The organism is Streptomyces sp. QH1-20, from assembly GCF_041283565.1.
GTDB classification, from domain to species: domain Bacteria; phylum Actinomycetota; class Actinomycetes; order Streptomycetales; family Streptomycetaceae; genus Streptomyces; species Streptomyces syringius.
Genome location: NZ_CP166299.1, coordinates 6,830,970 through 6,852,273, shown reverse-complemented (window position 1 = coordinate 6,852,273; position 21,304 = coordinate 6,830,970). Strand labels below are relative to the sequence as shown.

General features: G+C 72.3%; 18 protein-coding genes. 15 read left to right on the top strand and 3 right to left on the bottom strand.

The annotated features are described in order from the left end of the window. Positions 1-135: 135 nt before the first annotated feature. Genes AB8O64_RS30860 through AB8O64_RS30845 form a run of 4 tightly spaced genes read left to right on the top strand, consistent with a single transcriptional unit; the run spans position 136 to position 6,725 of the window. The gene (locus AB8O64_RS30860; RefSeq protein WP_356455110.1) at positions 136-954 is read left to right on the top strand and encodes a glycosyltransferase family 2 protein; all 819 of its coding nucleotides are present in this window, start codon (positions 136-138) and stop codon (positions 952-954) included. Then, positions 951-2,078: a glycosyltransferase family 2 protein gene (locus AB8O64_RS30855; protein ID WP_370422749.1), complete on the top strand. Its 1,128-nt coding sequence runs from the start codon at positions 951-953 to the stop codon at positions 2,076-2,078. Before AB8O64_RS30860 ends, AB8O64_RS30855 begins: the two co-directional genes overlap by 4 nt. Further along, entirely contained in the window at positions 2,075-2,875 is an 801-nt protein-coding gene (locus tag AB8O64_RS30850) for a polysaccharide deacetylase family protein (protein WP_370422747.1), read from the top strand. The genes AB8O64_RS30855 and AB8O64_RS30850 overlap by 4 nt, the downstream gene beginning before the upstream one ends. Further along, on the top strand, positions 2,868-6,725 hold the full coding sequence (locus AB8O64_RS30845) for a lipopolysaccharide biosynthesis protein (protein WP_370422745.1): 3,858 nt from the start codon (positions 2,868-2,870) through the stop codon (positions 6,723-6,725). The genes AB8O64_RS30850 and AB8O64_RS30845 overlap by 8 nt, the downstream gene beginning before the upstream one ends. Positions 6,726-6,798: 73 nt before the next feature. On the opposite strand, the gene AB8O64_RS30840 is transcribed toward AB8O64_RS30845, so the two are convergent. Further along, complete coding sequence (locus AB8O64_RS30840) at positions 6,799-8,157, bottom strand: xylan 1,4-beta-xylosidase (RefSeq protein WP_370422743.1); 1,359 nt, start codon at positions 8,155-8,157, stop codon at positions 6,799-6,801. A gap of 114 nt (positions 8,158-8,271) precedes the next feature. Here AB8O64_RS30840 and AB8O64_RS30835 point away from each other — a divergent pair, with 114 nt between their 5' ends. After that, positions 8,272-9,417: a DUF5925 domain-containing protein gene (locus tag AB8O64_RS30835; RefSeq protein ID WP_356455118.1), complete on the top strand. Its 1,146-nt coding sequence runs from the start codon at positions 8,272-8,274 to the stop codon at positions 9,415-9,417. Between the two features lie 36 nt (positions 9,418-9,453). Here the strand turns inward: AB8O64_RS30835 and AB8O64_RS30830 are convergent, their stop codons facing one another. Then, positions 9,454-9,840, bottom strand: a complete 387-nt coding sequence (locus AB8O64_RS30830; RefSeq protein WP_370422740.1) for a GntR family transcriptional regulator — start codon at positions 9,838-9,840, stop codon at positions 9,454-9,456. Positions 9,841-9,930: 90 nt separating this feature from the next. Next, the gene (gene asnB, locus AB8O64_RS30825) at positions 9,931-11,790 is read right to left on the bottom strand and encodes an asparagine synthase (glutamine-hydrolyzing) (RefSeq protein ID WP_370422739.1); all 1,860 of its coding nucleotides are present in this window, start codon (positions 11,788-11,790) and stop codon (positions 9,931-9,933) included. 758 nt (positions 11,791-12,548) lie between these two features. Here asnB and AB8O64_RS30820 point away from each other — a divergent pair. From AB8O64_RS30820 to AB8O64_RS30775, 10 genes are all read left to right on the top strand, one after another. Then, the gene (locus tag AB8O64_RS30820; protein WP_370422737.1) at positions 12,549-12,971 is read left to right on the top strand and encodes a minor capsid protein; all 423 of its coding nucleotides are present in this window, start codon (positions 12,549-12,551) and stop codon (positions 12,969-12,971) included. A 57-nt stretch (positions 12,972-13,028) separates the two neighbouring features. Beyond that, positions 13,029-13,520: a phage tail tube protein gene (locus tag AB8O64_RS30815; RefSeq protein WP_370422735.1), complete on the top strand. Its 492-nt coding sequence runs from the start codon at positions 13,029-13,031 to the stop codon at positions 13,518-13,520. Continuing rightward, positions 13,517-14,005: a hypothetical protein gene (locus AB8O64_RS30810; RefSeq protein ID WP_370422733.1), complete on the top strand. Its 489-nt coding sequence runs from the start codon at positions 13,517-13,519 to the stop codon at positions 14,003-14,005. Before AB8O64_RS30815 ends, AB8O64_RS30810 begins: the two co-directional genes overlap by 4 nt. Before the next feature lie 59 nt (positions 14,006-14,064). Continuing rightward, positions 14,065-14,214 (top strand): hypothetical protein, encoded by a 150-nt coding sequence (locus tag AB8O64_RS30805; protein WP_356455130.1) that lies wholly within the window; start codon positions 14,065-14,067, stop codon positions 14,212-14,214. Between the two features lie 16 nt (positions 14,215-14,230). Next, positions 14,231-15,943, top strand: a complete 1,713-nt coding sequence (locus AB8O64_RS30800; RefSeq protein WP_370422731.1) for a hypothetical protein — start codon at positions 14,231-14,233, stop codon at positions 15,941-15,943. Beyond that, positions 15,943-16,815, top strand: a complete 873-nt coding sequence (locus tag AB8O64_RS30795; RefSeq protein WP_370422729.1) for a hypothetical protein — start codon at positions 15,943-15,945, stop codon at positions 16,813-16,815. Before AB8O64_RS30800 ends, AB8O64_RS30795 begins: the two co-directional genes overlap by 1 nt. 43 nt (positions 16,816-16,858) lie before the next feature. After that, positions 16,859-18,121, top strand: coding sequence for a hypothetical protein (locus AB8O64_RS30790; protein WP_370422727.1), 1,263 nt, complete (start codon positions 16,859-16,861; stop codon positions 18,119-18,121). Positions 18,122-18,125: 4 nt separating this feature from the next. Then, on the top strand, positions 18,126-19,289 hold the full coding sequence (locus AB8O64_RS30785; protein ID WP_370422726.1) for a hypothetical protein: 1,164 nt from the start codon (positions 18,126-18,128) through the stop codon (positions 19,287-19,289). A 41-nt stretch (positions 19,290-19,330) separates the two neighbouring features. Further along, positions 19,331-20,059: a hypothetical protein gene (locus AB8O64_RS30780; protein ID WP_370422725.1), complete on the top strand. Its 729-nt coding sequence runs from the start codon at positions 19,331-19,333 to the stop codon at positions 20,057-20,059. A 205-nt stretch (positions 20,060-20,264) separates the two neighbouring features. After that, positions 20,265-21,284, top strand: a complete 1,020-nt coding sequence (locus tag AB8O64_RS30775; RefSeq protein ID WP_370422723.1) for a DUF5937 family protein — start codon at positions 20,265-20,267, stop codon at positions 21,282-21,284. Positions 21,285-21,304 lie beyond the last annotated feature (20 nt).

Below are 21,304 nucleotides of genomic sequence, written 5' to 3'. Positions count from 1 at the left end.
AGCAACACTTGCCAACTCACCCTGTCCGTACGGCGATCCGTGCCGTTCGGGGCAAGGTGAGTACCCCCTTTTCGACCCGGAAAACCACCGGACCGCTCTGGGCGGGCGGTCCACCGGACGAGAGGGAGACAGTACATGAGTTCTTTTCTGCGCCCGGCGGCCGAGCAAGATCCATTGATAAGCGGTCGCTACCGCCCGGTCACCTCACATTTCGCCATCGCACCGCCGGTCAGCGTCGTCATCCCGGCGATGAACGAGGCGGAGAACCTCCCGTACGTGTTCAAGACGTTGCCCGAGTGGATTCACGAAGTGGTGCTCGTCGACGGCAATTCGACCGACGACACCGTGCAGGTCGCCCGTGACCTGTGGCCGGACGTCAAGGTCGTGGAGCAGCTCGGCAAGGGCAAGGGGGATGCCCTGATCACGGGCTTCGCGGCCTGCACGGGCGAGATCATCGTCATGGTCGACGCGGACGGCTCCGCGGACGGCAACGAGATCGTCAGCTATGTCTCCGCGCTCGTCGGTGGCGCGGACTTCGCCAAGGGCTCTCGGTTCGCCAACGGGGGCGGCACTGACGACATGACTCCGATCCGGAAGCTCGGCAACCGGGTCCTGACCTCCATCGTCAATCACAAGTTCGGGGCACGCTATACCGATCTGTGCTACGGCTACAACGCGTTCTGGAAGCGCTGCCTGGACGAACTCGCCCTGGACTGCGCGGGGTTCGAGGTGGAGACGTTGATGAACATCAGAGTGGCCAAAGCGGGGCTGCGGGTACAGGAGATTCCCAGCCATGAGTTCGTCCGCATCCACGGCACCAGCAATCTACGGGCCGTGCGCGACGGACTACGGGTGCTGCATGTGATTCTGCGTGAACATGGTGCAAAGCGACTGCGGAGCCGCCCACCGCGGCTCGCGATCGCGCCCTCCGCGAGCCGGGGGGAGGTGTCTTGAAACCTCCACCGGCCGGGCCGGGTGGGGCACCTGACGTCTCGGTGGTCATCTGTGTCTACACCGAGGACCGGTGGGACGACATCCTCGCGGCGGTGTCCTCGGTGCGGGACCAGTCATGGCCCGCGCTGGAGACGCTGATCGTCGTGGACCACAATCCCGCTCTTCTGCGGCGGCTCGCGAAGACCTTCGGCGACGACGGCGCCGGGGGTACGCCGGACCGGGTGCGGGTGCTCGCGAACGCGGGCCCCCGCGGCCTGTCGGCGGGCCGCAACACCGGGACCGCCGCGTCGACCGGCGAGGTGATCGCCTTCCTCGACGACGACGCGGTGGCCGAGCGGGACTGGCTGCGGTATTTCGCCGAGGCCTACGCCGATCCGCGGGTGATGGCGGTGGGCGGCCGCACCCTCCCCGTGTGGGAGTCCCGGCGCAGACCCGTGTGGTTCCCGGCCGAGTTCGACTGGGTCGTGGGCTGTACGTACCGGGGTCTTCCGCCCGGCCGGACCGAGGTCCGTAACGTCCTCGGCGGCAACGCCTCCTTCCGCAGGTCGGCGCTGACGGCCGTGGGCGGCTTCGCCAACGGCATCGGCCGCGACGGCGACCGGCTGCCGCTGGGCTGCGAGGAGACGGAGCTGTGCATCCGGCTCACCCGGGCCGTACCGGACGCGGTGCTGTTGATCGACGACCGCGCGGTGATCCATCACCGGGTGCCCGCCGCCCGCGAGCGGTTCGCCTACTTCCGCACCCGCGCGTACGCCGAGGGCCTGTCCAAGGCGCTCGTGGCACGGAGCGTGGGCGCCCGGGCGGGGCTCGCGACGGAGCGCCGGTACACCACGCGTGTGCTGCCCGCGGGCATCGCGCGCGGGGTCCGCGACGCGCTGCTCGGCCGGCCCGGGGGCGCGGGGCGGGCGGGCGCGATCGTGGCCGGCGTGGCCGCGGCGGCCGGGGGCTACGCGGTCGGCAGTGTCCGGGCGCGCCGTGGCGGCGAGCGGTTCGCGCCGGCGACCGTACCGGGCGTCGGGCTCGGCGCCGAGCCGGCCGGCGGTCCGGGGCGGTCCGCCGCCCCGGAGGGCACGGCCGCGGCCGGTCCCGTGGCGGAACCGGCCAAGGAGGGAACCGAGGCATGAACGGAGGTCCGGTTCCCATACTGATGTATCACGCGGTGGCGCACACGCCCTCGCGTGCGGCACACGCGCTGTCGGTGTCACCGGCCGCGTTCGGCGAGCAGCTGCGGCTGCTCGCCGAGCGGGGTTTTTCCCCACTGACCGCGGAACAGCTGGCAGCCGCCTGGCGCGACGGCCTCGCGCTGCCGCCGCGTCCCGTCCTGATCACCTTCGACGACGGCTATGAGGGCGTGCACCGCTACGCCCTTCCCGTCCTCGGCGAGCACGGCTTCACGGCCACGCTCTTCGCCTCCACGGGGTGGGTGCGCGGGGAGTACGAGACCGGTGGGGCGCTCGATCTCATGCTCACCTGGGACCAGGTCCGCGAGCTGGCCGGTGCCGGACTGGAGATCGGCGGTCACAGCCACACCCACCCACAGCTCGACCAACTCGCCGATGACAAGCTGCGGTTCGAGGTGGAACGCTGCCGGGACGTACTGACTCTGGAGCTCGGCCGTCCGCCGGTGTCCTTCGCCTACCCGTACGGCTATTCGAGCCGCCGGGTGCGGAGCGCCGTGCGGACGGCCGGCTTCGGCGTCTCGCTGGCCGTGGGCAACGCCCTGGCCGCGCGGCGCCAGGGGCCGTACGCACTGGAGCGCGTCACCGTGGGCCGCTCCACGACGATCGACGAGTTCGCACAACTCGTCGAGGGCCGGGGCGTCGGCCGTCACTTTGCCGGGGACCGGGCGTTGACCAAGGGTTACGCCATGGTTCGTAGAACTCGACAGATCATGAGGAAGGTAAGCGAAGTCCGTGTCTGACACGTCCACCCGGGCCGAGGAACGGGAGGCGCAGAGTCCGGTGAGCCGCAGGCTGCGGCTCCCGGGGCGCGGCGGCAGCAGTCCACTGTTCCGCAACGCCTTCGCCCTGATGCTCAATACGGGCATCAGTGCCGTCCTCGGCGTGGGCTACTGGCTGATCGCCGCCCGGTACTACACCCCGAACGCGGTCGGCCAGGGTTCCGCGGCCATCGCCGCGATGAAGCTGCTCGCGGGGCTCACCGCGATCACCCTCACCGGGGCGCTGGCCCGCTTCATCCCCGTGGCCGGACGGTCGACGGGCCGGCTCGTCCTCCGCACGTATGCGGGGAGCTCGGCCGTCGTCGCCGTCGCGGCCTGCGTCTTCCTGTCCACATTGGATCTCTGGGGCCCCTCCTACAGATCTCTGCACGGAGTGCTGCCCGGTCTCGGGTTCGTCGTCGCCGTCGTCGCCTGGTCCCTGCTGACCCTCCAGGACGGGGTGCTGACCGGCCTGCGCAGCGCGTTCTGGGTGCCGGTGGGCAATACGGTGTTCTCCGCGGCGAAGCTGGCGCTGCTGGTGGCGCTGGCGACGGCGTTGCCGGCGTCCGGGGTGTTCACGTCCTGGGTCGTCTCCATCGGGGTGTCGGTGCTGCCGCTGGGCTGGCTGGTCTTCCGCCGGCTGGTGCCGCGGCACGCCCTGGCGACCGCGAAGACGGCCCGGCCCCCCACCTACCGGGAGATGGGCCGCTTCCTGGCCGGGGACTACACCGGGTCGCTGTTCTCGCTGGCCGTGGTCTATCTGGTGCCGGTGATCGTCGCCTCCCAGGTCAGCTCCACCAACAACGCGTACTTCTACATCGCCACCACCATCGGTGGCACGGTGAACCTGCTCGCCATCAACATGGGCGCCTCCCTGACCGTCGAAGGCTCGCACGACCCGGCCCGGCTCGCGGAGAACTGCCGGGCGGCGCTGCGCCGGATGGCCAAGATCATGGTCCCGGTCTGTGTGCTGCTCTTCCTCCTCGCCCCGTATGTGCTGCGGGTCTTCGGGCAGGGCTACGCGGACGCGGCCACGCCGCTGCTGCGGTGGTTCGCCGTGGGGGCCGCGCTGCGGGTGGTGATGGAGGTGTACTTCGCGGTGCTGCGGGCCCAGAGCCGGACGGCTGGGCTCGCCTATCTCCAAGGGCTGCTGTGTGTCCTGGTGCTGGGGCTGACGCTGCTGCTGCTCCCCCGGCTGGGGCTGGCGGGTGCGGGCATCGCGGAGGTCGTCAGCCTCGCGGTGATCGCCTCGATCTCGGCGGTGCGGCTGCGCAGGATCCTCATGGAGGCGCCGGCGGTCCCGCCGTCCCGCTCCCCCGGCGCCGCGCCCGACGGCGATCTCGCGGATCTGGCGGTCCACGGCGACCGGCGGGGTGCCCGCCAGGGTTTTAGGCACGGCCGCGGGGCGGCGGCCGGAGCGGAGCGCGACAGCGGCGGTTTCGGCACCCGGTGGGCGCTGCGCGCCGCACTGGACGCGGACACGATGCCGCTGGGCGTGCGGCTGGACTTCGACCACTTGGAGAGGCGCCCCGATCTCCGGCACACCCCCGAGGCGGTTCCCATGTCCTCCGCAGTCCCCGAGCCGGACGAACCCGCCGAGCCGGACGAGCCGCGTACGGCGGCCTCCGCTCCGGCGCCGGCTTCCGTCGCCGCCGCGGCGTCGGGCGGCACGTCCGCCGTGTCCGCCGCTGGCCCTTCGGCAGGGCCGGCCGGTGCCTCCTCGGCCTCGACCGCCGCGTCCGTCTCCGCGGCCTCGGACGTGTCCGCGCTGCCCGAGGGCTCGGGAGCGCCGCCCACCGTGGTCACCCGCAAGCCACCGCAGAGCCGCGTGCCCTGGTGGCGGGGCCCGGAGGCCGGGATCTGGCTGCTGTTCGGCGCCGCCCTGGCGATGTACTGGGTGCCGCTGAGGTCCCTCGGGGAGTCCGAGCTGGACGGCATGGGCGGGCTCGGGCTGGTGTCCGTGCTCCCCGTGGCGACGGTCCTGGGGGCGGCGCTGCTGGTGGTGTCGTTCGCGGGGGCGCTGTGGCTGGACCGGCCCCGCCGTGGGCTGCTGACCGCCGTCCTGCTGCTGACGGTGGTGTCCCTGCACGCCGTGCCCGCGCTGCTGGAGGACCAGCCGCGCTTCGCGACGGCCTGGCAGCATCTCGGCTTCCTGGACTACATCGACCGGACCGGGACGGCCGCGCCGGACCTCGACGCCCGCTGGAGCTGGCCCGGCTTCTTCGCCCTCGCCGCCCTCACCGCCCGGGCCTGCGGGGTGAGCGACCTCACCGAGGTGCTCCGCTGGTGGCCGCTGGCCGTTCAGCTGCTGTGTCTCGCGCCGCTGGCGCTGCTGCTGAGAGCCGTGCGGGCGAGCTGGCGGGCGAAGTGGACGGCGGTATGGCTGTTCGCCCTGTGCGGCTGGGTCGGACAGGACTACTTCTCGCCCCAGGCGCTGAACTACTTCATCTATCTGCTCTTCATGGCCGTGCTGCTGGTGTGGTTCCGCTGGCCCCGGCAGCTGGGCGGGAAACTGCTGCCGGGCGAGGCGGAGGTCGCGCCCGCCGGCCGCCGTCAGCAAGGGGTGCTGCTGGCGCTGCTCATCGCCCTGTTCGCGGCCTCGGTGGCCAGTCATCAGCTGACCCCGTTCGTGATGCTGGGCGTGCTGACCGTGCTGGTGCTCACGCGCCGCTCGACGCTGACCGGACTACCACTGCTGTGCGGTGTGTTGCTGGCGGTGTGGGTGGGGTTCCTCGCGGAGCCGTACTGGTCGGGGCACTTCGACGAGCTGTTCGGCGGTCTGGGCTCGCTGGGCGGCAATGTCTCCTCGTCCGTCTCGGGCCGCATCGAGGGCGGCAGCAGCACCCACAAGCTGGTGCTGTACACCCGGGTGGCGCTCGCGGGCGGGGTGCTGGCCTGCGCCGCGTTCGGCTGGTGGCGACGCCGACGGTCCGGCCGCGCCGACACCGCGCTCCTGGTCCTGACCGCCGTCCCCTTCCTCGCCTTCGGCATGCAGTCCTACGGCGGCGAAGTGGCCCTGCGGGTTTTCCTGTTCGCGCTGCCCGGCGCCTGCGCCCTGGCCGCCCTCGCGCTCTTCCCGCGCACGGGCGCGGCACGCGGCCGTACCGCCGCGGGGCCGCTCGCCGCGCTGCTGGCAGGGCTCGTGCTCATCTTCGGCTTCCTCGTGGCGCGTTGGGGCAACGAGCCCTTCGAGCGGGTACGGCCGGGTGAGGTCGCCGCGATGGAGTACGTGTACGAGCACGACAGGCCGACCGTACGGCTGCTGTGGATGAGCCAGGACCCCGTCAACAGCGTGACGCCCGCCATGCCCTGGGGCGCCCGTGACATGGAACGGGTGACATACGAGCCGACGCAGGCGCCACGCGATCCGGTCCTGGTGGAAAGCCTGGTCGTCGCGCTGCGGAAGGCCGGGCCCAACTCCTACCTCATGGTCAACCGCGGCCAGTCCGTCACCCTCCAGCTGTCCGCGGGCTACGCCGTGAACTGGGAGCCGCGGCTGCTGCGAGCCCTCGACCGACGGCCCGAGCTGCGCCGGGTGCTGTCCAACGACGACGCGGTGCTCTACGAACTGTCCCGGCAGTCCCCGGGCGCGGTCCCGGAGCCGCGGCCGGGCCCGGCCGGGCCGCGGGTCACGTGGACACCGATGTCGGTGATCGGCGGGCTGGCGGCACTGGCGCTGATCGTGCTGCTCACGGCACGGGAGTTGACACGGGTCGCGGCCCGGCCGGGCGTTCGGCAACTGCGCTGGCTGCAGGGTTCGTACTGGTTCGCACTGCCGCTGCTGGTACTGCTGCTGGTGTCGCTGGCCGTACGGCTCACGACGATGTCCTGACGGCCGCCCCGGCGCCGGTGAGGTGGGCAGGGGCCACCGCCCGGCGCCGGGCGGTGGCCCCTGCCCGCCCGGGCTAGGAGATCCAGCGGACCTCGTACGCCTTGAGGTCGACGCGGCTGCCGTCCACCCGGGTGGATACGGCCCGGTTCTGGGTGTTGACGACCAGCAGGGACGTGTCCGTCGCGAGCGCGCGGACGCGTGCGTCGTCGTCGATGTCGACCTCGCGGAAGTCCGTACCGGGCGGGAACTCCTTGGCGAACCGGGTCAGCAGCTTCATCATCGGCAGCTCCTTGCCCCCGTCGGCCAGTTCGGTGCTGCGCCACAGACAGCCGGGGCAGTCGGCGCTCTGCTCCTGCGGATTCCAGTAGAAGGCCGCGGAGGCGCCCGAGCCGGCCAGCTGCATCATCGCCGTGGCCTGGACGGCAAGGCGGTGCTGTTCGGTCCACCCCCTTCGGTCGTCATTGCCGTCGGCGGGCTCCACGTACCACTCGGCCCACCAGACCGGCAGCCCCGTGGTCTTCCTGAGCCAGGTCGTGACATCGGCGAACTTGGTGGTGGCGCCGAATTCGTCGGGGTGGAACTGGTCGCTCTCCCGCGTGTAGCTGGAGCCGTCGACCACGACGAAGTCGGCTCCCACCTTGTGCTTGTTCCAGTAGGTGACGGCGTCGACGGACCGCTGGTCCACGACGCCCCAGGGGCCACGCAGCGACGATGCGTTGGCCTTGGATCCGGGGGCCTCACTGTCCATGACGACATACGGACCGCCGACGAGGTTGTTCCTGTTCTGCTTCTTCAGTTCGGCGTGGACAAGGTTGTACAGCTCGGTATAGCCCTCGTAGTCCCAGCGGTTCTTGGATTCGTCGAAGAAACCCTTGAGTTCGTTCCAGACGATGAAATGGCGTACATCCGGATAGCGCTTGGCCACCACTCCGGCGAGCTTCGCGAAATCCTTGTAGTACTTACGGTCGGGGGCCGTCTCCAATGATTTCTGGGACCAGTCGGTCCGCTGCCCGCCGCCCTTCATCCAGTCGGGGGCGCAGCACAGCGTGAGCACCGGCGTCCCGGCCGTTCTTCGCATCAGCGCGACACGCCGGTCCAGGTCGGCGAAGTTGTACGCGCCGGGCTTGGGCTCGGGGTTGTCCACCCCCCAGCCCATGATGTGCTGGTTCTGCGACAGGGGGCCGGCGGAGAGGAGCCTGCCGGCGGCCTTGCGGGCGTCGGCGTCGCCGTGGTCGGCGCTGTACTGCGTGTGCGTGAACCCCCAGCCGACGGCCACCTCCCGGCGGGTGTCCACGTCACCGCCGCGCGGCTGGAGGACGCCGCCGCACATGGCCACCAGCAGCGCGAGCACGAGCAGGGTGAGACCGAGCAGTGCCGTGAATCCCCACCGACCCGCCCGGGACAACCGCCGGCTCGTCTCATGACGTCCCATCACCGGCCAGAGTATCGGCGCGGGAATCGATGTGCGGCGATTTACCGGGTAACTACGACGGAACCGGGGAAAACCATGGTGCGCCCGGGCGGTCCGTGCCGGATCATGGGCGGCATGTGTGCCGACCGCCCCGCTGCCAGGAGGCAGGCCCTGCCCGCCGAACCGGACACCACCCCGACGGAGAAGTCCCTGCCCATCCGGCTGAACGTGGATGACAGCGACTCGCCGTCCGATGTCATCGACGCCCTCTTTCTCGGCCGGTTCGCCACCGGCGAGCAGCCGTACGCGCACAGCCACTCCGTGGACCGCGTCAGGACCGGGGTGACGCTGCTGCCACCCTCCGCCCGTGTGGTGCGCGCCGCGCGGGACGACGACCGCAGCGCGACCCTCGCGGAGGGCGACGGCTGGACGCTGCTGATCTCCCGCTGGAGCCGGGGCGCGGACGTGTCGGTGACCGCGGCCACCGACGAGCTGGCCAAGAAGGTGCTGGACCAGGCGGTCTCGGGCGCGGAGGACGAGCCCGAGCCCCAGCCCGAGCACGTCACCATGGGTTTCTGGTATGTCTCCCCGCGGCGCGGCCCGCACCGCACCACCCGGCAGATCTCCGCCGGCACCTGGGAGGAGGTGCGGCCGAACTACACCGCGCCGGTCGCCGATGCCATGGACCGGCTGATGAAGATCACCCCGGATGACATCGCCGGCCGGCTGCTGCTCCTGCACGGCCCGCCGGGCACGGGCAAGACCTCGGCGCTGCGCACCCTGGCCCGCTCGTGGCGGGACTGGTGCCAGGTGGACTGCGTGCTCGACCCGGAGCGGCTGTTCAACGACGTCGGCTATCTGATGGACATCGCGATCGGCGAGGACGACGGCACGGCGAAGGGCCGTTGGCGGCTGCTGCTCCTGGAGGACTGCGACGAGCTGATCCGGGGCGAGGCCAAGCACACCGCCGGGCAGGCGCTGTCGCGGCTGCTGAACCTCACGGACGGGCTGCTCGGCCAGGGCCGCAATGTCCTCGTCGGTGTGACCACCAACGAGGACCTGGAGCGGCTGCACCCCGCCGTCGTGCGTCCCGGCCGCTGTCTCGCCCGGATCGAGGTGGGTTCGCTGACCCGTCCGGAGGCGGTGAACTGGCTCGGCCGGGAGGAGGGCATCGGCCGGGAGGGCGCGACGCTCGCGGAGCTGTTCGCGCTGCGGCGCGGCAGCGGGCCCGCGTCGGTGCCCGCGCAGCACGACGGCGCGGACTCGGGGCTGTACCTCTAGGCGGCCGGAAGGTAGGGCCGGCCGGCCCGGCCGGCCCTACCCCTGGTCACCGCCGTCGTACGCGGCGCGCAGGGCGTCCTCGACGGCGGCGAGCGCGGCCGCCCGGTCCAGGCCCAGCCGGTGGGCGCGCTGGGCGAAGGCCTGGGCGGCCGCGGCCGCCTCCCGGTCGGCGGCGTCGCCGGGGGCGGCGATGAAGGTGCCGTTGCGGCCCCGGGTCTCGATCACCCCGTCCGCTTCGAGCGCGCGGTAGGCCTTGGCCACCGTGTTGGCGGCCAGGCCCAGCTCCTCCGCGAAGCCCCGTACGGTGGGGAGTTTGTAGCCCACGGGGAGCGCGCCGGAGCGGGCCCGGTCGGCGATGCGGGCGCGGATCTGCTCGTAGGGCGGTTCGGCCGCGTCCGGGTCGACGGTCAGTTGCAAGGCCACGGTGGGACTCCTGGCTGGGCGAGGTGGTACCACCCATTGTGCGCCTTGGGAGACCCACCGTGCCCGGTCCTCGGGCAATGCCCTGCCGCGCTACACCTCCAGGGTCGTGCCGTGGGTCCGCAGCCAGGAGTTGATGCCGAGGACCAGTTCCGTGCCGGTCCGGAAGGACTCGCCGGCGTCGTCGGCGAGCGCCTGTGCGACGGAGGCGGTGTCGAGCAGCGGGCGGACGGGCGCGTCGTTGTCGGCCATGACCCGCTTCAGCTCGGTGCGCAGCGCGGCCGCGTAGCGCGGGTCCTGGGTGCTCGGGTAGGGGCTCTTCACCCGGTCGGCGACGATGTCGGGCAGCGTGTCGCGGGTGGCGGCGCGCAGCAGGGACTTCTCCCGGCCGTCGAAGGTCTTCATCGCCCAAGGGGTGTTGAAGACGTACTCGACCAGGCGGTGGTCGCAGAACGGCACCCGGACCTCGAGGCCGACGGCCATGCTGGCGCGGTCCTTGCGGTCGAGGAGGAGGTTCACGAACCGGGTCAGGTGCAGATACGAGACCTCGCGCATGCGCCGGTCGTGGCCGCTCTCGCCGGCCAGCCGGGGGACCTCGGCGAGGGCTTCGCGGTAGCGCGCGTCCCGGTAGGCGTCCACGTCGAGCTTGCCGAGGAAGCCCGCGTCGAGGAGCGCGACCCGGCCGCCGCTGCGCGGGCCCGAGAAGCGGTCGGCGATACCGGCAGCGATCCATGGGAAGGTGTCGGCCGCCACGATCTCGGGGTCGTGGAACCAGTGGTAGCCGCCGAAGAGCTCGTCGGCGGACTCGCCGGACAGGGCCACGGTGGACTGTTCGCGGATCGCCTTGAACAGCAGGTAGAGCGAGGTGTCGCCGTCGCCGAAGGCCAGCGGCAGATCGCGGGCGGACTGGATGGCCGCGCGGTGGGCCGGGTCCATCAGGGCGGCGGTGTCGAGGACGATGTCGGAGTGGTCGGAGCCCACGTGCGCCGCGAGGGCGTGGGCGTACGGGCCGTCGGGGGTGGGCCGCATCTGGTCGGGGGTGAAGTTCTCGGTGTGGCCGGCGAAGTCCACGGAGAACGAGCGCACCGGGCCGCGGCCCGCGTCGGCCAGGCCCTTCGCCGCGAGCGCGGTGATGGCGGAGGAGTCGAGCCCGCCGGAGAGCAGGGTGCACAGCGGGACGTCGGCGATGAGCTGGCGGGCGATGATGTCGTCGAGCAGCTCACGTATGTGGTGGATCGTGGCACCCAGGTCGTCGGTGTGCTCCCGTGCCTCCAGGGCCCAGTAGCGCCGGACGGTGAGGCCGTCACGGCGGATGCGCGCGAGGTGACCGGGGCGCAGTTCGTACATGCCCTTGTAGACGGCGTGGCCGGGGGTCTTGGTGTTGGCTATCAGCTCGGCGAGGCCCTCGGCGTCCACGGCGGGGCGGACGGCGGGGTGGGCGAGGATGCCCTTGGCCTCGGAGGCGAAGAGCACGCCGTCGGGGGTGGGGTGGTAGTAAAGCGGCTTGACGCCCATGCGGTCGCGGACCAGGAGGAGTTCCTCGCTGCGCGGGTCCCAGATCGCGAAGGCGTACATGCCGTTGAGGCGCTCGGCGAACGCGTCGCCCCATTCGAGATAGGCGTGCAGGACGACTTCGGTGTCGCTGGAGGTGCGGAACGCGTGGCCCAGGGATTCGAGTTCGGCCCGCAGCTCACGGTAGTTGTAGACCTCGCCGCTGTAGGTGGTGGCAAGGAGGGTGCGGCCGTCGCGCTCGACGAGCATCGGCTGCTTGCCGCCCTCGATGTCGATGACGGCCAGTCGGCGGTGGCCCAGAGCGGCATGGGTGTCCAGCCAGACGCCTCCGGCGTCCGGGCCGCGGCAGACCATCGTCTCGGTCATCGCTTCGAGCGTGTTGCGTGTGGTGGGGGTATTGAGGTCCTGGTCGTAGGAGATCCATCCGGTGATCCCGCACATGGTCGCGGTCTCCTTCTCGGTAGGCCGCCCGGGTGGCCCGGGGCGGCTGTGCCCTCGTCGATCACGGTCCGCGACACTGCACGAGCGGATCGCGATGATCACCGTACGCCCCATCTAGATGCATGCACCATCTAAGATCGTTTGGAACCCCCCGGAACCGGCCAATTCCACTGGGCACGTCCTGTCAAGTGCCCCACAGCGAAGGCTTTTTACTGGCCGTCGGCCCGGAACGGGCGGCCCCGGAAGCGCTCGTGTGCCCGCCGAGCTGCGGCTTGAGGCGGAGCGCGGCGAGTTGGCCGGACGGCCCCCGGGCGTCGCCCGGACCGGCGTTCCCGCTTCGGCCGCGACGGGCCCGGGCCGGTCCGTCGCCGCGGTCGCGGGCGTTCCGCGGCCACGACGGCGGACACGCACCGCGTCGCGGTGCCGCGACCTGGCCGAAATCGGAGGGGCCCACCGGCGCACGTCGGACCTGAAGGAACCACTCCGCCTCCGCGCACACCGGGCCCGAGCCGGCCGTAACACCCGTGGCTCGTGGGACACGCGGTGCCCGAAAATCCCCCATACCCGGCGGACCTGCGGCTTTAGAGGGGCTTCGAAAAGGTGGACCCTCCCCGGCGCCCCCTGGCACGTTGGTCTTGCCGCCGGGCCGGGTCGGGGGGCCGGCCCGCGGCACCGGACCGAGCCACGGCGAGCCACGGCAAGGAGGCCCTCGTGAACGCAGCCGGACGACCGGGTCTCCTGCCGGGCCGGGAGCCGTCGTGACGCCGCTTCAGGAGATCGCGCGGCTGCTGGAGGAGCTCGGTCTCGGTACGTACCGGCCGGAGGGCGGCGACGGGGACATCTTCCTGGGCGGCCTGCCGTCCACCCCGTCGGCGGCCCTGGCGCTCAGCCGGGCCGTCGGCGGGACGTCCGACGCCCGGCTCGGCTACGACGAAGCCGTGGTGCTGGCCCGGGTGCGGGGCGCCGCCGACGACGCGCCGGGGCCCGAGGCCAGGGCCCAGGCCGTCTACGACGCCCTGCACGGCCTCGGCAGCCGTCAGCTGCCGGGGGGCACCTGGCTGGTGCTCGGTCTGGGCTCGCACGGCGGCCCGGTCTACGTCGGCCGTGACGCCGACCGCCGGGACGAATGGACCGCGACCGTACGCATGGAACTGCACCGCCCCACCCCCCACCGCCCTTGAGGAACCGGGCACCCGCCTCGGAGGAGCCGGGCCCCCTGCACGCCGGGAGTGACGCTCATGCCATCAGTGAAGATCAACGCCAGGGACATCGTCATCGAGGTCGCGGAGGCCGACGGGACCACCTGGACCGCTGTCGCGGGGCTCACCTCGGCGACCCCGAACCAGAGCGAGAACGAGGAGGTGGCCGACACCACCACCTTCGACTCCGCGGGGAACTACGAGCAGGAGGTCGTCCAGCGCGGCGCCACCCTGGAGTTGGAGGGCTTCACGCTCAAGGACCCGGCCACCGGGCGGCAGGACCCCGGGCAGGCGCGCGTGGAGCAGCTCGCCACCCAGGTCGGCTCGGCCAGCATCGGCAGACTCCGCTTCCGCCATCCGATGGACACCCAGTGGAAGGTGTGGAACGCCACCTTCACCCTGGGTGAGCAGGGCGGCGGCAACAACGACAAGGTCAGCTGGAATGTGGCCATCACCCGCTCCGGCGCGTCCGGTTCGGCCCCCGTGGCCACGCCCGCCACCGCCGGCGCCGGCCAGGAGGGGCGACGGTGAACGCCTACCAGGCGGAGCGGGGTGCCGCGCCCGCTGCCACGGACGACGGGGCCGCGGTCGACTACGACTTCGACGAGGCGTGGCGGGAGCGCAAGGCGGCCCGCGTCGCACCCCGGATCCGGGTGCTCGGCAAGGTCTACACCCTGCCTCCCTCACTGCCCGCCAAGCTGATCCTCTTCGCCGTCTCGGCACGCAAGCAGGGCCGGGCGGCCGACGCGCAGGTGACGGCCGAGGAGTCCTTCGACATGCTCGCCTCGCTGCTCGGGGAGGCGAATCTGCTCGACATCCTCGACCGCGGGCTGGAGATGGACGACCTGCCGGATCTGCTCGGCCAGTGCCAGAACGTCTACAAGGCCCGGCAGGAACGCGGGCCGGACGGCCCGGCGGGCACCCCGCCGGGAAACCGACTCGCCCCCGGCGCGCAGGGGACGCCGGGGGCGGCCACGGGGTCGGCCGGGGCGGCGGCGAGTACGCCGTCCGGCTGATCCTGCGGCACTGGCGGCTGGTCTACGCCGACTGGCGACGGGAGTACGGCCGCGACCTGATGGCCGACCTGGACGCCGGGCTGTCCTGGTGGGAGTTCGCCGCGCTGCTCTCCGGGCTGTCCGGGGAGAGCGTCTGGCGGCAGGTCGTGGCCGAGGAGCCGGTCGAGGTGGACAGCGAGACCGCGCGGGCGGTCATCGGGAATCTGTAGGAGGAGGTGGGCGCCCGTGGCGCTGTCCGTCGGCGAGTTCGCCGTGGGCGTCGGCATCGACGACGCCGGATTCGTCCAAGGCCTGGCCGGCATGCTGTCCCGGTTCGATCAGTCGATGCAGAAGATGGCCCAGCTGGCCAAGGACACCGGGCTGGAGATGCTGAACGACCTCGGTTCGTCGATGTCGGCGGCCGGGGACCTCGGCCGGGTCGCGGGGCAGGCGTTCACCCACAACTACAGCCAGTCCATGGGCAGGATCAAGGAGGCCGTCCAGGGCGCCTTCCAACAGGCCCGGGACACCGGCACCTTCGGTGACTCGCTGACGGGCATCGCCGGCAAGGCCGCCACCACCGCCACGACGCTGAGCTCCACACTGGCGCCCGCGCTGAGCGCCATCGGGCTGGAGGCGGCGGCCGCTGCGGTGCAGGGCGGGGAGTCGTTCGTCGCCATGGCGGCACAGGCCGTGCCCGCCCTGCTGGAGCTCGGGCTCCAGGTGGGGACGGCCGCGGCGAGGATCGCGCAGATGGCACCGGCCTGGGTCACCGCCATGGGGCCCATTCCGCTGATCATCGCCGCGGTGGCGGGCCTGGTCGCGCTGATCGTCCTGAACTGGCAGACGATCGTGGACTGGACGACGACGGCGTTCACCGCCGTGTGGACGTTCCTGCAGACCGTCTGGAACTCCATCGTCCTCGCCGTGCAGACCGCACTCACGTTCCTGCTCACGATCGTCACCACCGTGTGGAACGCCGTGGTGGCCACGACCACCGCCGTCTTCACCGGCGTCTGGACGTTTCTGCAGCTGGTCTGGGCGGGCATCGTGACCGCCGTGCAGACCGCCGTCGGCGTGGTCCTGGCGGTCGTCACCGCCGTCTGGGACGCGATCGTGGTGGCGACCACGGCCGTCTTCACCGGCGTCTGGAGCTTCCTGCAACTGGTGTGGACCGGCATCGTGACCGCCGTGCAGACCGCGGTGGGCTTCGTTCTGTCGGTCGTCACCACGGTGTGGAACGCGGTCGTGGGGGTCACCACCGCCGTGTTCAACGGCATCTGGGGTTTTCTGACCGGGGTGTGGAACGCGATCGTCGGCGCGGTGCAGGCCGCGGTGGGCGGGGTGCTCGGGGCCGTCGGCTGGCTGGCGCGGCTGCCGGGCCTGGTGGGCGAGTGGTTCGGCTCGGTGTTCCACGCGGCCGTCGAGCGGCTGGGCGCGCTGATCTCCTGGCTGGCCGGGCTGCCGGGCCGGATTCTCGGCGCGCTCGGCGATCTGGGGAATCTGCTGCTGGGCGTCGGCTCCTCGATCCTCGAGGGCCTGTGGCGCGGTCTGCAGAACGCGGCCGGGTGGGTGAAGGACCGGATCCTGGGCCTGATCAAGGCCATCATCCCCGGGCCGATCAGGGACATCCTCGGCATCGGCTCACCGTCGAAGGTCGCGGCCGAGCTGGGCCGCTGGGTGCCGATCGGACTGGCCCGGGGCATCGAGGACACCAGTTCCACGGTGGCACGCGCGACCGGCCGACTGGCCGGGCTGGTGACCGCGGGCATCGGAGACCTGGACCGGGTGGCGGGCCCCCGCCCGCTGACGGCCGCCGGGGCCGGTGGCGCGGTGCCGTTCGGGGCGCCGGCCGACGGCCGGTCGCCGCTGCGCATCGATCACTTCCACGCCACGGCGGGCCAGACGCCGGCGGAGATCGCCGTCGAACTCGACTGGCTGTCACGAGGAGGCGGCTGATGCCCGCGGGAGACCTGATCACCAGGGACGGGCAACTGGAGTGGCGGGGCGCACTGCTCGGCGCCGGGACCCCGTACCGGATGACCCGGCTGGAGGGCTGGCTGGATCTGGGGGAGACACGCGGCGCGAACCCCGACCGCCCCGGGCGGCACGGCCTCCTCCAGGGCAGCCTGCTGCTCGGCAGGCGCACGGTGACCCTGTCGTATCTCGTCAGCGGGGTGCCCCGGGAGCGGTTCGGCCAGGTCGTCGAGGATCTGCGGACGCTGACCGCGCCGGGCGAGAGACCCGTCGAGGAACCGCTGGTGATCCGGTTGGACGGCCACAGCTGGCTGGCCAACGTCCGCTGTGTCCGGCGGACGGTGGGCGTGGAGAAGCTCTACGCCGTGGGCCACACCACCGGGGCCGTGCAGTGGGAGGCCACCGACCCCCGGCTGTACTCCCCCACCGAGCACCGGGCGGCCACCCCTCTGCCCGCACCGCCCACGGACGGGCTGCGCTTCCCGCTCGTCTTCCCGCTGGCGTTCGGCGCCGGCAAGTCCGGGGGCCGGCTCATCGCCGTCAACCGGGGCGGCGCCGCCACCTGGCCGGTGTGGGAGATCGACGGCCCGGTCACCGGCCCGGTGGTGACCGAACGGGAGACCGGGCAACAGCTCGTCTGCCACCCGGACTTCACCGTCGCCCGCGACCAGACGCTCGTCATCGACACCGACGCCCGGACCGTCCTGCTCAACGGCGTCAACCACAACGACGTACTGCTCACCCGCCAGTGGTTCCCCTTCCCGGTGGGCATCCCGGCCCGGGTCGACTTCACCGCCACCTCCTACGACCCGGCCGCCCGGCTCACCGCCCGCTGGCGGGACGCCACCCTCTGAACCTCAGCCGAAGGCCTCAGCAAGCGCAAGCGAAGGGAACGCCATGGCGGAACGCAACTCGTGGGCGGTGTCCGACCCGTCGAAAGGCGTCGTCACCACCGAGGACGCCCGGCTCGCCGTCAGCGCCCTGATGCAGGCCGGCCCCTCGCCCGTGACCGCCCGGGACGGGCTGCGCCCCGGCCCCGGCCGCCCGGGACTGGTCGCGGCGGCCGCACCGACGCCCGACAAGACCGTCACCGTCCAGCCGTTCCAGATGTTCATGCGCTCCTCCCGGGGCACCGGCAGTTACGTCCAGACCCTGGACGCGGTCAAGTCGATCGACCTGCTCACCAAGAACCCGGCCGACGCCTCCAACCCCCGCTACGACCTGATCGTCGCCCAGCAGTCCGACACCTTCTACGGCGACCCCGCCAACTCCTTCGCCGTACAGCAGATCGTCGGCAGGCCCTCGGCCACCCCCGTCAATCCGCGGGTGCCCGGCTCCCCGGACTTCTTCCCCCTCGCCCGCGTCCGGATCCCGGCCGGGGCGACCAGCATCGACAACTCGATGATCGACGACCTCCGCCCGGGTTTCGCCGTGGCGCTGGGCGGACTCGCGCCCGTGCGCGGCGCCGAGGAGCGCGACGGCACCACCGCCTACCCGGGGGCGCAGGTCTACCGCCAGGACCGGCGGTGGGTCGAGGTGCACGACGGGACCGCGTGGCGGGTGGCGAACCTCCCCGTGGGCAGCTCCGCCGCCGATCTGGCCGCAGCCGTGACCGCCCCGGCGCTCGGGCAGCTCGCGTTCGGTACCGGGGACAATCTGCTGTACCGGTGGGACGGCTCGGCGTGGGTGGGTTCGGTGGCCGCCGGCGGCACCGGCGCGGCGCGGCACGAGGCCCGGTACGAGGTGGGCCCCGGGCAGGGGCAGTCGTTCGCCGCGCACACCGACACCCGGGTGCAGTTCCCCAGCGCCGTCCACACCACCCCCGATGTCACGGCCACGGACAACAGCAGCGTCTTCACCCTCAACCGGGCCGGGCTCTGGCACATCACGGCCAGCCAGAAGCTCGTGACCGAGCCCACCGAGCCCTACGACGTGTACTTCGCCCTCGTCGACAGCACCAACTCCTTCCGCGTCCGCTACGCCAACGTGCAGATCAGCTACACCGCGAGCTCCTATCCGGGGCTGACCTGCACGACCATGGGCAGATTCGGCGCGGGGGCGCAGGTGTGCGCGATCCTGTGGATGACCAAGGCCGGCCCGGCCCACGATCTGACCTGGCCGTCCGTGAACAACATCGCGCTGACCTGGCTGAGGGCGTGACGCGGTGACCGCCCTGCACTCGGTGACGCCGCCGGTCTACACGTATCTGGTGGCGGACCTGGTCACCAACCGGACGCTGGCCGAGATCCCGCTGACGGGGGTGCGCTACTCCAAGCGTCTCAACGACTCCGGCCGATTGTCGGGGACGTTCCCCCTGGGCGACCCGCGCGTGCGGTCGATCGACCCGTACGACCTGACCACCCCCGTGCGCCGAGTGGTGTACGTCCTGCGGGACGCCACGCCCATCTGGGGCGGGCTGGTGTGGACGCGCCGCTACGACTCCGCGTCCCAGCGGGTCACCATCGGCTGCGGCGACTTCTGGTCCTATTTCGACCACCGCAAGGTGCTGCCCCGGCTGCCGCCGGCGGCGTTCCAGGACCCCCGCGTCGTCGCCGCGCTGCGGGTCGCGTGGACGAACACCGAGCAGAGCCGGATCGTCGGCGAGCTGATCGCGCTGACGGCACGGCACGACGCCGGGGACATCGGCGTCACCGTCGTCCCGCAGCCCGGCGGTTCGGGGACCGCCCGGGACCGTACGTACTTCGGCTATCAGAACGCGGACGTGGGGGACGCGCTGCGCAAGCTGTCGGCGGTCGCGGACGGGCCGGACCTGGCGTTCGACGTCGGTCCCACCGACGCGCACGGCCGGCCGACCCGGCGGCTGCTGGTGGGCGGCCCGCGGCTCGGTCAGCAGGGGTCGGCGCACGTGTGGGAGTACGGGGGGAACCTGGTGGGCTACACCTGGCCCTCCGACGGGTCCCGGATGGCCACCCGCGCCTTCGCGGCCGGCGACGGCATCGAGGCCGGCACCCTGATCGCGGTCAGCGAGGACCCCGAGCCGTACCGCGACGGCTGGCCGCTGCTGGAGTCGGAGCACGGCTACAGCTCCGTCACCGACCCGGCGCAGTTGCGTTCGCACGCGGCGTCCGACCAGCGGGTCGCCCGGCTGCCGGTGGTGCTGCCGACGCTGGCGATCCACGGCGGGCTGCCGCCGACCACCGCCGACTTCGGGCTGGGCGACGACGCACGGGTGATCATCGAGGATCCGTTCCACACCGCCGGGATCGACACCGCGATGCGCATCGTCGGCATCGACGTCTCGGTGGGGGACGGCGGCGACGAGGCCGTGACGCTGACCATGAACCCGCTGCTGGAGGACGTGGCGTGAGCGGGACGCGAGGAGCGGCGCGGGGACGAAGGAGGCCGTAGATGGGTCAGGTCAATCAGCCGTCCACCCTCATCGACCAGGTGGTGGAGCTGCGCAAGGAGCTCGCCGAGCTGCGCAAACGGGTCGGTATCGGCAACGCCACCATCTCCGGGGGCGTCTTCACCGTGCAGCACGACGGGGCGGTCAGGATGGTCGACGCGGCGGGCGACGAGATCCTGTACTTCGGGCCGGACGGGACGGGCCGGCAGGTCATCCGGATCGCCCGCGACGGCGGGCGCCCGGTCCTCCACACCTATCCCACGCTCAGCGGACAGCAGCACTGGGCGCTGTCGGACCGGTCGGGGGGCATCGTCGTCTCGGACGACCCCGGGGCGGGCGACGGACTGGCCACGCCGTGGATCCCGGTCGCGTTCCAGAAGGTGCGCTTCGCCGACATGCCGTCCGTCACCAACGCCTCCTTCGAGACGGTCTGGGAGGCGAATTTCCAGCGCAGCCATCCGTGCATCGAGCTGTACACGGTGGACGGCTGCGACGACGGCACGACGGGCGAGGGCCGGGTCGTGATCACCGATCCGGTCACGGGCCGGGCGGTGGTGGCCGGCTCGTGGGACAACGGCGGCGGGCCGGTGCGGGCCCGTCGCGGACCGTACGCGCTGCCGGGCCGCAGCTACGCGGGGCCGGTGCGGGTGGCCGTCGACTACCGCAGGACCGGGGGCGGCGGGAAGGTCTACGCGGTGGTCATGGACGCGACGCAGCGGCAGACGCCGTAGCGGCCGCTCCGGCGAACGCCCTTGCGGACGCCGTAATGGACCATGACCGTCCGGAAATTTTACAGAACGTGACATTCCGTCAACCCAGGGCAACCCTTTGGGCAAGCCGGGCGTCCCACCCAGCAGAAGGGACACACGGACACGCCTGGCAACCGCGGCCACCACCGCGGGAGCGCGAGGCATCCCGAGCACGAGGGACGCCGCCATGACGCTGCGCATCCATTTCACCAGCGAGGATCTGACCCGCATCACCATCGCCCAGCACCCGGATCCGCTGTGGGAAGTGCTGCTGAGCCTGCATGTGCTGCAGAGCACCGACGCCGCACCGGTGTTCGCCCGCTGGCGCCGCCAGGTGCGCTCCGATCCGGGCACCGTCGACCGACGGCTGCTGGACCTCGCGCCTCCCTACGGCTACTCCCCCGACTTCCTCACCCCCGCCGCCGCGGCCGACGGCCTGGAGAACGGCATCGACGCCTTGCGCTCGACCCCCCGCGACCGGCTGCGCAAGGATCTGACGGAGCTGTCGGCCACCCGGCCGCTGGCCCACTGGACCCGGCCGCTCGGGGACGGCGACCGGGACACCCTCGACGGGCTGGCACAGGCGGTGCGCGACTACCACCGGGCGGTGCTGATGCCGCACTGGACGCATATCCAGGGCCGGCTGGGCGCCGACTGCTCGGTGCGCACCCGTGCCCTGCTCACCGGCGGCAGCGCGCGACTGCTGCCCACGCTGCACCCGGCGCTGTGCTGGAGCCCGCCGGTGCTGGAGCTGCGCGGCCCGCACGTGCGGGGCGACCTCCATCTCGACGGGCGCGGCCTGCGGCTCGTGCCCTCGTTCTTCTGCTGGCCCGCGCCGACGCTGCTGCGCGACCGGGGGCTCGCTCCGGTGCTGGTCTACCCCATCGCCCACGATCTGCGCTGGCTCGGCGAGCCGGAGCCCCGGCCCGCCTCGGGGCGGGCACTGGCGGCGCTGCTGGGGATGCGCAGGGCCGCGGTCCTGGAGACCGTCGCGGGCGGGGCGGGCTGTACGACCGGTGAGGTCGCCCGCCGGGTGGGCATCTCGCCCGCCACCGTCAGCCATCACACCTCCGTGCTGCGCGAAGCCGGGCTGATCGGCACCCGGCGCGTCGGGGAGACCGTCCTGCACACCGCCACCGGGCTGGGCGTGGGCCTTCTCAACGGCGACTCCTGCCTGGCCGTCGGACGGCCCGCCGGCCCGGTGTGACCGGACCCTTCCGGGCCCGG

What these genes read in the sequence shown, in the direction of transcription:
- AB8O64_RS30840 (WP_370422743.1), bottom strand. Translation starts at nt 8,157, where the DNA reads ATGGGACGTCATGAGACGAGCCGGCGGTTGTCCCGGGCGGGTCGGTGG.
- AB8O64_RS30805 (WP_356455130.1), top strand. Translation starts at nt 14,065, where the DNA reads ATGGCCGACCTGGACGCCGGGCTGTCCTGGTGGGAGTTCGCCGCGCTG.
- AB8O64_RS30850 (WP_370422747.1), top strand. Translation starts at nt 2,075, where the DNA reads ATGAACGGAGGTCCGGTTCCCATACTGATGTATCACGCGGTGGCGCAC.
- AB8O64_RS30835 (WP_356455118.1), top strand. Translation starts at nt 8,272, where the DNA reads ATGTGTGCCGACCGCCCCGCTGCCAGGAGGCAGGCCCTGCCCGCCGAA.
- AB8O64_RS30790 (WP_370422727.1), top strand. Translation starts at nt 16,859, where the DNA reads ATGGCGGAACGCAACTCGTGGGCGGTGTCCGACCCGTCGAAAGGCGTC.
- AB8O64_RS30775 (WP_370422723.1), top strand. Translation starts at nt 20,265, where the DNA reads ATGACGCTGCGCATCCATTTCACCAGCGAGGATCTGACCCGCATCACC.
- asnB (WP_370422739.1), bottom strand. Translation starts at nt 11,790, where the DNA reads ATGTGCGGGATCACCGGATGGATCTCCTACGACCAGGACCTCAATACC.
- AB8O64_RS30780 (WP_370422725.1), top strand. Translation starts at nt 19,331, where the DNA reads ATGGGTCAGGTCAATCAGCCGTCCACCCTCATCGACCAGGTGGTGGAG.
- AB8O64_RS30860 (WP_356455110.1), top strand. Translation starts at nt 136, where the DNA reads ATGAGTTCTTTTCTGCGCCCGGCGGCCGAGCAAGATCCATTGATAAGC.
- AB8O64_RS30795 (WP_370422729.1), top strand. Translation starts at nt 15,943, where the DNA reads ATGCCCGCGGGAGACCTGATCACCAGGGACGGGCAACTGGAGTGGCGG.
- AB8O64_RS30815 (WP_370422735.1), top strand. Translation starts at nt 13,029, where the DNA reads ATGCCATCAGTGAAGATCAACGCCAGGGACATCGTCATCGAGGTCGCG.